Source organism: Nitrospira sp. M1 (genome assembly GCF_965152605.1).
The window spans coordinates 1,559,550-1,572,863 of the sequence record NZ_OZ224217.1; the positions used below are offsets into that span (position 1 = coordinate 1,559,550).

Sequence of the window (13,314 nt, forward strand, 5' to 3'; positions counted from 1 at the left end):
GTTACAGAACGTCATGGTCTTCATTGGTATTCAATCCAATGGACTTCCGTGAGTGTTGAGAGTGTTCGTCATAGGTGTTGACGTGGGAAAATCGGTTGGTTTCATCACAAGTGTGGCAGCTTGACAATGGTAAACCAAAAGTCTTGAATGGCTTGCACCACTCGATGAAACTCATCGATGCCAATGGGTTTTGTGACATAACTATTGGCTCCCAAATCGTACGAGCGCTGAATGTCAGGGTCTTCACTTGAAGTTGTGAGCATGGTGACGGGAAGCGACTTGAGTTGGTCATGGGTTTTAATGACTTCCAATACTTCCCATCCATTTTTACGTGGCAGGTTGATATCGAGAAGCACTAAATCTGGTCGTGTCGTATCGGCATAGGGGGCCTCTTGCCGAAGATAGAGTAAGGCCTGTTCACCATTGGTGACGACATCAAGTTCTATTGACAACTTTGAACGGTGAAGCGCCTCTTTCGTCAAGAGCACATCTTCCTCATCATCTTCAACTAATAGGACTTTAATGGGTTTCCCTCGTACCATGTGATCAGGCTCCTATGGCGATGACTGTTAAGCGTAGTTACTGGGAAGTTGAAGGGTGGTAAACCAAAATTCATGTATTGCAGAGGCCAGGGTCATGGCTTCGTCGATGTTTGATGGTTTCTTGAGACAGCAATTCACTCCAGCGGCATAACATTTGCGGATGCGTTCCTGGTCATCGGATCCGCTGTAGACGATAATGGGAATCACGCACAGGACAATATTTCGCCGTATTGCGCGAATAAGTTCAACTCCGTCAATGTCTGGAAGGTGAAGATCCAGAATAATAAGATCTGGTCGACCTTTTGTCTTTTCACGAGAGAATTCATGCAGATAAGGAATGGCTTCACTTCCTGTATGAAGAGCCGTTACCTGAAAGTCTAGACTTGTGCGTGATAGACATTCTTCGAGGATGAGAATGTCGTCAGCGTCATCGTCAATGATCAGAATTTGACGGGTGCGAAAAATCATGTCGTTATGTTCGAGGCGGCAATTTCACAATTGAAAACCAAAAATTGTCGATGGCGGTTACGACTTTCATGAATTGCTCCAGACCAACTGGCTTGGTGATATAGCAATTCGCTCCAAGTTTATAGGTTTTCATGACGTCTTCTTCCTGATCGGAGGTGGTGAGGATGATCACCGGGATTGAACGCAAAAGGTCGTCTTCCCGCATTTCCGACAAGACCTCACGCCCATTTTTTTTGGGGAGGTTGAGGTCAAGGAGGATGACATCTGGGGTTGTCGCTGAGGCGTACGGCTGAGCCTTCCGTAAATACAGAAGCGCTTCTTCCCCATCTTCAACAACATGTAGGTCTAATGTGACTTTGGAGTTGGTGAGTGACTCCTTCGTCAGCACCACGTCTTCCTCATCATCTTCAACCATCAGAATGTGAACCGAATTGCTTTGCTGTGTCATATGTGACCTCTCAGTGACATGATCGTCATCATGAGCAATACGAAAAAGAGATGAAGGCAGAATAATGAGGCACGGTTGGATATGATGTCGTATGTTAACACACTCATTAATTTGATGGAAGATTTCACTGTATGACTCGTGCGTCTGCCACTATGACATTTGCTCACTAACCAATACCGCTTGATGGTCGTTTCCAGCCTGTGAATTCGGAAGCGTGAAGAAGAATGTTGAGCCTTCGTTGGGTGTGGACTCCACCCAGATTTGACCTTCGTGGCGTTCAACAATTTTTTTACAAATGGCGAGCCCTATTCCTGTGCCGTCATAGGCTTGTTTCGTATGCAGTCGTTGGAAGATCACAAAGATGCGGTCCGCATACTGCGGATCGATTCCGATGCCATTATCGCTGATGGCAAACTGCCAATAGGTGTCGTGTCGGGTTGCCGTGATCGTGATTCGTGGCGCACGATCACCATGATACTTCAGGCTGTTCGCGATTAAATTTTGAAAGAGTTGCTCGATCTGCGTGGCATTGCCCTCGATGGTTGGTAGGGGGTCGATGATCAGGGTGGCCTGGCTTTCTGTAATGGTCGATTCCAATGAGCTTTTTACCTGTTCCACAAGGACGTGAAGGTCGACGGGTGCGACGTCCGGCCCTTCACGTGCAATGCGAGAGAAAGCCAGTAAGTCTTGAACGAGGGCTTGCATCCGTGTGGCACTGCTGACGATCGGGGTGAGAAACTTTTCGAGTTCTTGAGGTAAATGTCCCTCGGCGCGTGCGCTTAATAACTCCGAGAAGTTTCGGATTTTTCGTAATGGTTCTTGTAAATCATGGGAGGCGACATAGGCGAATTGTTCTAACTCCGAATTGGATCGTCGGAGGTTTTCGATGTATTGTGTGAGGACCTCCTCGTTGACTTTTTCGTTCGTAATGTCCCAATTGACTCCAGTCATTCGTATGGCTTTTCCATCGTGGGTGCGATTGATAATGGCAAATGCTTGAATATAGTGAATCGAGTGGTTAGGCCAGATGACCCGGAAATTGGCGCGAAAATGCGTGTGACTGTGAAGCGCTTCCTGAAGTTCCCCGTGGGCTCGTGCATAATCTTTAGGATGGAGAGTGGCAAGCCAGGATTCATAGGTCATGGTATGTGAGTGTGGCAATTGTCCATACAGGGCATACATGCGGTCGTCCCAGGTTAAGTGATTGTGCACCACATCCCAATCCCAGACTCCGATTTCTGCAGCCTGGGTGGCAAGTTGGAGGCGTTCGGTGAGCACGTTGATTTCGTCTCGTTGTTTTTTCTGTTCCGTGACGTCTTGAAATGTCACGACGGCTCCTTCAATCTCGCCATGTTCATTTTTAATTGGCGCACTAGTGTATTCAACCGGAAAGTAGGTTCTATCCTTTCTCCACAACACTTCATCCGTAATGTGTTGGATAGCCTCGACCTGGGAGGCGGTATGTATTGGGCAGGTGTGCTGAGGATACGGAGTTCCTTCGAATGTAGTATGGTGAATAGTCGAATGCATCGGCATGCCGATTAATTCTTCGGGGGAATAGCCCAACATGGCGGCTCCAGCCTTATTGATAAAGATGACATGTCCGGTGATATCAAGACCATAGATGCCCTCCTCAACTGACTTCAAAATAAGTTCCTTGGTTCGATTTAATTCCTGTAACTGTTGCTCGGCCAGCTTGCGTTCGGTGATGTCAATGACCGATGCGAGGACGTAGTGTGCTTCATCGGTAATCAAGGGGTTCAGTCCAATTTCGATCGGGAACTCAGTGCCGTTTTGGCGTCGTCCATAGAGTTCGCGTCCGCCAGCGATGTTCCTGCCCTCGGTCGTTGAGAAAAAGTTGCTTCGATGCATGGCGTGTTGCGGGCGGAAGCGTTCGGGGACCAACATGTCAATTGAATGGTTGAGCAATTCTTCATTCGTATACCCGAACTGTTGACTGATTAAAGGATTCGCCAGCACAATCGTTCCGGATCGATCGATCATGATCATGCCACTGGGAGCCGCCTCAACAATCGTACGGAATCGTTTTTCTGCTCGTTGGGCTAAACGATTGGCGTTGCGTTCAAGTATTTGTGAGCGCTGCAACCGGTAGGTCATCCAGGCGAGCAGGCCGATTAACAATAATAACACCACGACTGCAGCTGCGAATTTCCATAGGAGGTCCTGAGATGCGGCTAAGAGTTCATCGAGATCGCGACGCACCAAGATGCCCCAATTAAAGGATGAAGCCAATCCACTGCCCTTCATTTGGCTATATCCTGTTAAGACCTCAATGTCTTTTCGGTCGTGACGTTCTTGCACATAGCCATCATGTCCCATGGTGACGGCCTGAGCTGAGGGACGCTTTACCGTAAGGAGATTTACGTGTCCAACCTCATCGTCGCTAGAATCAAACAAGACGAGACCGTCATGTCGAAGCAATTGCCATTCAATCATCGATATCATGGGATATTGTTGCCGTAAGACTGATGTTTGTCGTTTGAATTCTTGAGCCAAATGTTCAAGGGGAATGTAGGCGAATAACCCTTTTTTTAGTGCTGTTTCTTGCGAGGTACTCGTGTCTGGTTGGATGGCTATTGCAATCATGAGTGCGTATTGATCTCCTAAAATATCCCGTGGTTTTGCATCTCCAATGTGAATGCCGGTTGTATGCTGAATAGTTTGGAATGACGGATCCTGATTCATGATGAGTCCAACCGTCGATGGAATGGTGGCAGCAATTACCTGTCCCGATTCATCAGTTAGGCCGATCCAGCTATAGGCTTGATAGGTGTCTTGAATGAGCTGTAAGTAGTGCGTGATGGTAGGGAGGTCATCGGTCGCCAATAGAGGGTTTTGTCCTAAGACAGAGATATCGGCTTGCCGTTCGAATAAAATCCGGTCAAGTCGTTTTCCCAATGCCGAGGCAATCGTGGCCAACGTCTTTCCCTGTTCGTCCATCTTGTTTTGCTGAACATTGTAGTATGTGACGCTGCTGATAATTAGAATCATCGTAATGATGCTGCCGAACAGAATCGGTAGCCATAATCGCATGGAACGTGTTGAAAATATTGTGGTGCTTTTAGTGGCCGATTGGGTTTTGGTCGTCATGGGTATTCGTCAATTCGCCATGCGTGCTGATAAGGGTTTTTGCAATGGGTTGCTACGATGATGAGGCCTCTCCTCATAATGTGAAATTCTTGCCCCTAAGCGCGTCAGTGCGCATGCTGTTTTCTCCATTGAAGCATGGAAAAGTCCAGCCTGAGAACATGCTGATTGAACGCAACGCTTCCTGCTCCGGCGCGTGGTCTATGGTTGGAGCACGAGACGATGGATCGAGAAAATTTTTAAATATAAAGACTGGTGAGAATAAAACGTGATGAACGACTGATTAGAAAAAGAGGCGGCTGTGTATGAATGATGAACGTGTGCATGAATCCTATACAGATGGCCGAAGGTATGAATACGTATGATCATAATAAGTTTTTTCAATTATATCAACGAATTTTTTGTCATGATTATTTTCCACGGCCAGAAAGTATGTCTTGAATAAGATCCTGTCTACCGTGTTGTGCTATTGGGTCTGTTGAAAAAAGCCGCCAGCGGCGTTCTCGCCATTTTGCCGTGCTCACGTATAACCAGTACGCTCCGCGCGTCAAAATGGCTGTGGCCTTGCTGGACGGACTTTTTTGAACCGACCCGAGGCTTCTGACATCCAACACGTGCTCGAGGAATATTGCAGCTCGATATCAGCATTATTCAACACTCCCCTATTCGATCTCATTGGCTCGGTTATGTCATGATGCCGTGTTGTCTGTGTGCGTAACATATTTAAAAACGTGCGGATGAATGAGGCAACCCAGGCATGACCTGAATGGATGTGGTGTCATAGGGGGTCGGTATTCCAGTATGGCCCTCGCCGTGTGTTGTCATGTGTTGGAGTGAATGATTGAGGGGCATAACGTTCAACGCTATATGGGTAGGTTCTTTTTCCTTGCGGCCTCTTTTTCTCTAGTGGTAACATGACAGCATATATATATGTTTCGTTTAGATTGAGGAGGACTCATAGATTTTATGGCAAATGTCACATTACTTGTCTCGAAGGCATGCAATGCCTGTCCCGCAGCGAAAACACTGTGGAAAGGCATGAAGGTTAAGTATAGTTTTTCGTATCGAGAAATCGAGATTGATACTGAAAATGGTAGAGAGTTAGCTGAACGCCATTCCATTCGTGCAACACCAGCAACGATCTTGAATGGAAAGCTGACGTTTATCGGTGTCCCAACCCGTCAGGCTGCAGAAAAAGCTCTTGCAGCTAAAATGAAACCAAGAGAAACGTAAAGACTATGACCGACTCACATACAGAAGGTAGTAGGCCGTTTGGGATGGATGAGGATGATGAAGACTTTGAAATCCCCATCATTCCAGTCGTTGAGGCCGGCCCTCCACCAGAATGTCCGTTTTGTGGTGATCCGATGAAATTTAATGATGGTGATTGGGTATGTAGTGACTGTAATGGCGAGTTGGTTGGCCCTGAAACGGGGTAACCCGTCGTATCGTCTCTCCGCACCTGGCATGTCGTGACTTGTGTGAACGCCGAATCGCAACGATGTCAGTTCGCGTTCCCAATTGCTCTTTCGACGTTCTTCCCGTCTCAGTATCATTCTCTGCTTCTCATCTTCGCACGTCCATAGTGATTGCTCATGTTTCATCTTGTGTCTGGACCATTCCAGCCTGTCTTAGAAGCGGCTCTCGTCGAAGAGATTCAACAATATAAATCTACCGACCCTTTCACTTCTCTGGCGATTATTGTCCCTTCAGAAATTCTTCGCCGCCGACTCCAATGGTTGTTGTGTGTTGAACATGGGTGTGCACTCTATGATGTACACTTTCTGACATTTCATCAGTTTGCTCTTCGGCTGCATGATGAGCCGCGAGAACCGTTCGCCTCTCCCGATGTGTCGTCGTTTCGACTCGTCACCGAGTTTACGCTTCGTCAGCTCCTGAGGGTTGTCCTTGAGTCTCTCGGCACCGAGTTGCAATCTGCGAGTCCGTTGCTGAATCGATCGCCCGGTTTGTGCGCGGCGCTGTGGGCGACAATACGGGATCTCAAGGATGCGATGGTCCCTCCGAACGTGATGACGCACGCCATCAACGAAGGTCTCTTTGATCCTGGGTCGAGGGATGCACTGCAAACGTTGTGTCTGTTGTATGACGTTATTCAAGAGACGACTCAGCGATTACAGATTGGTGGTCCGGACGACCTGACGTCATTAGTGATTCCACACGTTCCGTCTTCATCATTCCTGGCTCGACTGACGCGTGTCTGCTACTACGGGTTTTATGATCTTACGCAAATACAATTAACGTTTTTCGAATCCGTGACTCGCAGCGCAGACGTCACAGTCTATTTTCCGTGTGTTGATGATCCGGCTTTTGCCTTTGCTCGACGATTTTATGACCGTCATTTGTTATCAGGCGTCGTGAGCGAAACATCTCCCTACTCCACCTTTCCGCCACCGCCTGTCTCAATGAATCAACGAACGGTGAACGTGGTGAGCGCTGTTGGAGCGGAAGATGAACTGACCCTGGCATGTAAAGAAATCATGGATCTGGTCGAACTGCATGGGTATCGGTTTGAAGACATTGGTCTTGTGGCTCGTACGTTAGAGCCCTATGAGCCGATGCTGAGTCGCCTGTTTGAACAACACCGAATTCCGTTTACGTCATCAAGCGCACGGTCAATCATTCATGAACCGGCCATGAAACTGCTCGTGTTTCTTGCACGCGTATCAGTGAACCAATTTTCTGCCAGCGACATGATCGATGTGCTGAGGTCTCCTTACTATCGTGCCGGCACTGAAGAAGCCGCGATGCCAGCAATGTGGTCAGAGGGGTGGGATGAAGTCGTTCACACATTGGGGATTACCCGTGGCGAAGAGCAATGGTCAAAACTTTCGACTGTTGCCGCAACTGATCCTCGCCATATTCGTGATAGCGTACAGGGAAAAAGCCGGACGATGTCACCTCAGGACTTTTGTGCAACGGCACAGGAATTACACCGATTGGTGAAGGATTTAATCGATGATTGCCAAGCCTTACCATCACAGGGACGTACGGGAGAACTGACGAAGGCTTACAAAAAGTTGATTGAGAAGCATCTGGTCTTACGAAGCCGTGATGACGCCAAGCTGCAAGGGCATGTGACGCTTCACGGTTCATTTCTTGTTGACGTGATTCATACCATATTCGAGCAACTTGAACAGCTTGATCGGTTTCAAGAGACGATGACATGGGAGGAATGGACCAATGTCTTCCTTCTCATTGTGCAGGAGTCGTCACTGCCCCTGGCCCCGGGACCCTACCGAGGTGTTCGCGTTCTCGATGCAATGGCAGCCCGTGGGTTGCCGTTTCGTGCCGTGATCATTCTCAGTCTGAACGAAAAAGTGTTTCCGCGTTATATTCGAGAGGATGCATTTTTACGAGATGGACATCGAAACGTGTTGTTCGAAACCTTGGGGTATAAAATCGATGAAAAGTATGCCGGGTATGATGAGGAGCGACTCTTATTTGCGCTTGTGCATATGGCGGCACGAGATCGGCTCTACCTTTCCTATCAACGCGCGGATGAAGAGGGGCGTGTATTAGCTCCATCGTCTTTTCTCCGGGAACTGACACGAACAGAAACCCCTAACACACGAGTGTCTGAGTGGGCACTTCCTCGACGGTTTTCTGATCGTTTCGACGAGCATCTCTTTCGAGACAGCCTTCTTACAGGGGAGGAGCTTGGGTTTAAACTCTTACGCCAAGGATCGGACCCTTCCGTTCTGTTGGAGCATGCTGGACGTGAACCTCTCGTTTTGCAGCAAGGTATGCTTGCGCTCTCGGATATGGAGCGTCCGATGTCCACGCCAGGATTGTTTGATGGGATGATCGGGCCGGATGATGGTTATTGGCGACATGTGATGACTCGAGGCCTTTCGCCTACGTCTCTAGAAACCTATGCCCAATGTCCCTTTCAGTATTTTGCCTCTCAACTGCTTCGAATAGATGGAATACGGCGTTCTCAGACTGAGGAGTTACCGGTATCGGTCATTGGTCTTCTGTATCATGACGTATTGCGGGACGTGTATGCGCAGTTGATTCAGGACGAATGGCCGGATCTACAGGCATTCCTGCCCCCTATCCGTGAACGCATTGCCCTGGTGGTCGAGAAGGTGTTTGCCTCACATGCGGCAACCGGATTTACGGGGTATTGGCTTCTGTGGCAGTTGCTCAAGGATGCGATCACGGAATTAGTGGAAGTCGCAGTCAATGCGAGCCTACAAGAGTTTCTCCAAAGTGGGTTTCGTCCATTTGCCGTTGAAATGAAGGCGGAAGGCTCTGTCGATATGCAAGATCCTCGATTCAGTCGTCTCAAAATTCACGGTCGTTTGGACAGGATAGATCGTCACGCCATGACGGAAACATTTCGTGTCGTCGACTATAAATTGAAAGTTGGCTCACAACAACAATCACGAGATCGAGACTTACTGGCTTCAGGTATTCGTGGCCACTACCTTCAACCTGCATTGTATTCGTTGATGTCAGGCTTACATGTTCATACGAATACAGGCGAATCGACGCAGCCTTTTTCCCCGGAATCTGTCGAGTTTGTGTACCTGGCTCCTCATCGAGAGCCTCCAGTTGATCGTGCGGTGTTTGAACGGTCTTCCTGGAAGTCACGCGCAGGGTCACAACTGCACCGCACCCTGTCAACCCTTGTTCAGGGAATATACCAAGGAGAATATTTCATTCTCCCTGGCGAGTATTGCCAGCATTGCTCGGTGTCCACGGCATGTCGGCGGTTTCACGAGACAACGTGGATACGAGCGTATCGATCGAGTCAAGCCAAACAGATTCGACACATTCGGAAACAAGAGATTCTTCGTGATTGACTCCTCGTCTATTCCAGATTCCTCCATTCGTCGTCTTGCGGAAACCACCTTTGATCGAAATGTGGTGGTTGTGGCAGGTGCGGGAACGGGGAAAACCACGCTCTTGGTGAATCGACTGTTGTCTGTGTTGTTGCGAGAACCCGACCCCATACCGATGACGAATATTGTCGCACTCACCTTTACGAATAAAGCTGCGACTGAAATGAAAATGAGACTTCGCGACCAGTTGCTTGGACTCGTGAACTGGGAACAGCGAGAAGGCGAATCTGCCTCCACGTCTCACCACATGGTGAGGTTTCAAGAAGAGTTTCGGTTATCGAGTACAGAGATTGTGGCTAGAGCTCAAGCGGCATTGGATGATGTGGAAAAGGCGCAGATTGGGACCCTGCATAGTTTTGCCGCGCATCTGCTTCGACTGTATCCATTAGAAAGCGGAGTGCCGCCAAATTTTCGAGAAGATGATGGTTCTCGGTTCAATGAATACTTTACGCAAGAGTGGGATGTGTGGATTGATGGTGAATTAGGGCCACATGGAACGCAGCATGACCAATGGAAATCGTTGCTTGCGCATTTCCGGCTTGAGTCTCTTCGTGGATTGGCCTTGGATCTTTCGCTCGATATGTCAATGGTCGGACAGTTGCTCGCGCAAACCGGAACGACTGACATCACTGGACACCTTCGCGATTGGTTTTGTTCCAAACGCAATCGGATGGAAGAGCTGTTGTCATCATATCGGGTAGCCAAGCCTCGGAAAGTTGAACGCGCGCTTGGCGTCGCGACGCAGGTGTTGACGGCCATTCTTGAGCAGGGACTTGATGGCATACATTCGTTCCCGGACACTGACTGCGACCTGTTAGGTTCAAATTTAGGGAACATGCCACGAGGATGGACAGAGGAGGATTTTTCCGATGCGCGTGCATTGATTCGTCTGGCACATTCGATTTTTTCTGTCGATCACCCGCGTATTCATGGTCTTCTTCAGATGTTGATTCCTTTTGTGACGCATGTTCAACAGACGTTCATCAGCGATGGATGGATGACATTCCAGGATTTACTGACGCGTGCTCGAACTCTCCTGCGGGACTATCCAGTCGTGCGTGAACGTCTCAAACATGAATTCCAGGCCATCCTCGTCGACGAATTTCAGGATACCGATCCCATTCAATATGAAATCGTGTTGTATCTGTGTGAAACGCGAGGCATCTGTGCATCGGATTGGCGTGCGGTGCAGTTGACGCCGGGAAAACTCTTTATTGTTGGTGATCCCAAGCAGTCCATTTATACGTTTCGTGGTGCTGATCTTGAGGCCTTCGATCATGTGATCTCGAAAATTCGAGATGACGGTGGCATTGTGTATGAACTGACGACCAATTTTCGCAGTCATCGTCAAGTCCTGCATGTCGTCAATGATGTGTTTGATCGGCTCTTACAACCACGACAACATATTCAACCGGGAAATATTCAGTTAACGGTTTCCCCAAACCGTCACGAGATGCTTCGCGCTCCAGGGGTGGAAGTCCGTGTTGTCCAGATGGAGGAAGACCCCGAGGATGTCGGTGCGTCGGCGGTGACTCGACGGGAGGCGGAGCAACTTGCACGGTATATGAAAGAGCACTTACTCAAGGAAGAGACGTTGCTTGAGGCGACGGGTACCCACGTGCCTTTGCGGCCAGGGCACATCGGACTGTTGTTTCGAAAGCTGACCCAAGCACACGTATATCTTGAGGCCTTGCAGCGACATGGTATTCCGTATGTGACGGATGGCGAAAAACATTTCTATCGAAGACCGGAAGTTATTGATGTGATCAATGTGCTTCGTGTGCTTGATCAACCGGGAGACGCCGTCGGGATGCTCGGCATGCTTCGTTCACCTGTGGGTGGGTTGAATGATCGAGAGATTTACGAACTGCGACAACTGCAGGCGTGTGACTATCGTCATGTGTCGCAACTTGACCGGTGGACCAGTCCTCGTAAAGCTGTAGTCCAAAAGCTGTTTGTCGCACTCCGTGAGTTGAATGAACAGGCGTTTCTGTATCCACTGGGGCAAATCATCGAGCGAATATTTTCTCGCTTGCCGATTCTTGAATTGGCCATGGCTTCCCGGCATGGTGAGCAGGCGGTTGCGAATCTCAAGAAAATACAGTCAATGGCCATGGAGATGGAGGATCGGCCTTTGTTGACGTTGTCGGGCTTCGTGAATCTTCTGGTCACTCGACTTCATGAGCAACCGAGTGAGGCTGAACGGTCGCTTGCCGAAGAATCCCTTGATGCCGTTCGTGTGTTGACGATTCATAAGGCTAAAGGGCTGGAGTTTCCCGTTGTGATTTTGCCAGGGTTCCATCATGGCGCACAGACGGGCTCTGATGGTCCAACAATCTCATCCGATTGGGCGACGGAAGTCGCCGGCGTGTCGATTGGTTCCTCTTGCACCCTAGGGAATGTTTTGACCAAAGAAAAAGCCCGTGTGAAGGAAGAGGCGGAACAGCGACGTCTCTTGTATGTGGCCATGACTCGGACGCAGGAACGTTTGGTCTTGTCTGGTGGGTTTCCCAAGCGTCAGGCGGCGGGAACTTTTTTTCGTCTTCTTCAAGAGGTGACGACCGATACGGTTGGGAGTCCTGATTGCGACAGGCTCACTCTCCATTCCACGTCTATTCCTCAGATATTCATTCCTTCATCAGATCCTTTCTTGGGGAATGCTGAGACGAGAGCTCATGCGTTTTCCCCTCCAATGACTTTGGACTCTTGGCTTCAGCGCTGGGATGAGCGAGATCGTGCGTGGAAGGAATGTATGGCCATGCCAACCTATCTCACGCCAACGTCTAGAAGGACCGATGGACCCCGGGTGGAGGCGTTTGGCAATGAAGGAGGGATGCTTGGTGGACGTGGAGCGTTAATTGGGAGCTTGACTCATCGTGTGCTTCAGCAGTGGGATTTTTCTTGCACCTCTCCTCATAGAGATAGGCTGAAATCTACAGTTGCCGAAGTTTCTGCCCATGCCATTCTCGATGAGTGGGAAGAAGACCGGGAGGCGGTCCAAGAGGAGATCTGCGACGTATTGGAAACCTTTCTGTCTTCGTCTGCCTATACCATGTTGCAACGTGCAACGATCCTTGGTCGTGAAGTCCCATTTACCATTCCATGGGATTGCGTGCCGAATGGCGAAATGGCTATAACTGATGATACCTCTGTTGTGATGGAGGGGGTGATTGATCTTGTGTATGAACGTGACCAGCAGATTTGTCTTGTCGATTATAAAACTGATCGTATAAAAGAGAAGGATGTTCCCGATCGTATGCGTTTCTATCGCGATCAAGCAGAAATTTATACACGTGCAGCTCAACGGTGTCTTCAGTTACATGAGGTACGATGTCAATTTATTTTTTTACGTCTTGGACAAATCATTGCTGTCTAAGCAGATTAAGCAGAAGGGGTGACATATGCGTGTGACATCTATCGGTTTCTTGATAATGATTGTCGGCGGCCTTGTCAGTGGATATGGTTGTTCGAGTCAGCCTGATCCAATGCCACAACGAGTCTTGGAGGCTCCAAGCGGAACGGATCCAGCGGCCTTGTCGTTAGTCAATAAGGGAAATCAACGGTTTTCCGAGGGGCAGTGGGAAGCGGCCATTGTGGAGTTTGAACAGGCAGTCCAGGCTCAGCCAGAATTAGCGGAAGCGCATTACAATCTGGCTCTGGCCTTGGAACGGCTGGGAGACTCTGAGCGGGCACGGCAACATTACATTCAGGCGGCGAATCTTGCTCCAGGCCATAAAGTCATTTGGGATTCTCCTCCGTTACGTCGTTATGGCAATGTCCCTGATAAACCACAAGAGAACACATCGGCCCCTGTGTTACCGGGAATTGGTGGGGGTGGGGGAATTGGTGGATATGGCGGTGTGGGCAGTTGAGAGCGGTG

9 protein-coding genes are annotated in these 13,314 nt (G+C 49.1%); 5 read left to right on the plus strand and 4 right to left on the minus strand.

The annotated features are described in order from the left end of the window. Positions 1 to 104: 104 nt before the first annotated feature. The 4 genes from ACWHX8_RS07365 to ACWHX8_RS07380 form a co-directional block, all read right to left on the minus strand. Positions 105 to 542, minus strand: a complete 438-nt coding sequence (locus tag ACWHX8_RS07365; RefSeq protein WP_447971307.1) for a response regulator — start codon at positions 540 to 542, stop codon at positions 105 to 107. A gap of 27 nt (positions 543 to 569) precedes the next feature. Then, the gene (locus ACWHX8_RS07370; protein ID WP_447971308.1) at positions 570 to 1,010 is read right to left on the minus strand and encodes a response regulator; all 441 of its coding nucleotides are present in this window, start codon (positions 1,008 to 1,010) and stop codon (positions 570 to 572) included. A gap of 4 nt (positions 1,011 to 1,014) precedes the next feature. Beyond that, complete coding sequence (locus ACWHX8_RS07375; RefSeq protein ID WP_447971309.1) at positions 1,015 to 1,458, minus strand: response regulator; 444 nt, start codon at positions 1,456 to 1,458, stop codon at positions 1,015 to 1,017. A gap of 150 nt (positions 1,459 to 1,608) precedes the next feature. Beyond that, entirely contained in the window at positions 1,609 to 4,569 is a 2,961-nt protein-coding gene (locus ACWHX8_RS07380) for a PAS domain S-box protein (RefSeq protein WP_447971310.1), read from the minus strand. 963 nt (positions 4,570 to 5,532) lie between these two features. Here ACWHX8_RS07380 and ACWHX8_RS07385 point away from each other — a divergent pair. From ACWHX8_RS07385 to ACWHX8_RS07405, 5 genes are all read left to right on the plus strand, one after another. Then, complete coding sequence (locus tag ACWHX8_RS07385; RefSeq protein WP_447971311.1) at positions 5,533 to 5,799, plus strand: glutaredoxin family protein; 267 nt, start codon at positions 5,533 to 5,535, stop codon at positions 5,797 to 5,799. Positions 5,800 to 5,804: 5 nt separating this feature from the next. Further along, complete coding sequence (locus ACWHX8_RS07390; protein WP_447971312.1) at positions 5,805 to 6,005, plus strand: hypothetical protein; 201 nt, start codon at positions 5,805 to 5,807, stop codon at positions 6,003 to 6,005. Positions 6,006 to 6,161: 156 nt separating this feature from the next. Beyond that, positions 6,162 to 9,395, plus strand: coding sequence for a PD-(D/E)XK nuclease family protein (locus ACWHX8_RS07395; RefSeq protein WP_447971313.1), 3,234 nt, complete (start codon positions 6,162 to 6,164; stop codon positions 9,393 to 9,395). After that, entirely contained in the window at positions 9,388 to 12,810 is a 3,423-nt protein-coding gene (locus tag ACWHX8_RS07400; protein ID WP_447971314.1) for a UvrD-helicase domain-containing protein, read from the plus strand. The genes ACWHX8_RS07395 and ACWHX8_RS07400 overlap by 8 nt, the downstream gene beginning before the upstream one ends. Positions 12,811 to 12,835: 25 nt before the next feature. Then, positions 12,836 to 13,306: a tetratricopeptide repeat protein gene (locus ACWHX8_RS07405; protein WP_447971315.1), complete on the plus strand. Its 471-nt coding sequence runs from the start codon at positions 12,836 to 12,838 to the stop codon at positions 13,304 to 13,306. Positions 13,307 to 13,314: the final 8 nt, after the last annotated feature.

Coding starts and splice junctions, on each gene's coding strand:
- ACWHX8_RS07405 (WP_447971315.1), top strand. CDS start 12,836: ATGCGTGTGACATCTATCGGTTTCTTGATAATGATTGTCGGCGGCCTT.
- ACWHX8_RS07365 (WP_447971307.1), bottom strand. CDS start 542: ATGGTACGAGGGAAACCCATTAAAGTCCTATTAGTTGAAGATGATGAG.
- ACWHX8_RS07375 (WP_447971309.1), bottom strand. CDS start 1,458: ATGACACAGCAAAGCAATTCGGTTCACATTCTGATGGTTGAAGATGAT.
- ACWHX8_RS07370 (WP_447971308.1), bottom strand. CDS start 1,010: ATGATTTTTCGCACCCGTCAAATTCTGATCATTGACGATGACGCTGAC.
- ACWHX8_RS07385 (WP_447971311.1), top strand. CDS start 5,533: ATGGCAAATGTCACATTACTTGTCTCGAAGGCATGCAATGCCTGTCCC.
- ACWHX8_RS07390 (WP_447971312.1), top strand. CDS start 5,805: ATGACCGACTCACATACAGAAGGTAGTAGGCCGTTTGGGATGGATGAG.
- ACWHX8_RS07380 (WP_447971310.1), bottom strand. CDS start 4,569: ATGACGACCAAAACCCAATCGGCCACTAAAAGCACCACAATATTTTCA.
- ACWHX8_RS07395 (WP_447971313.1), top strand. CDS start 6,162: ATGTTTCATCTTGTGTCTGGACCATTCCAGCCTGTCTTAGAAGCGGCT.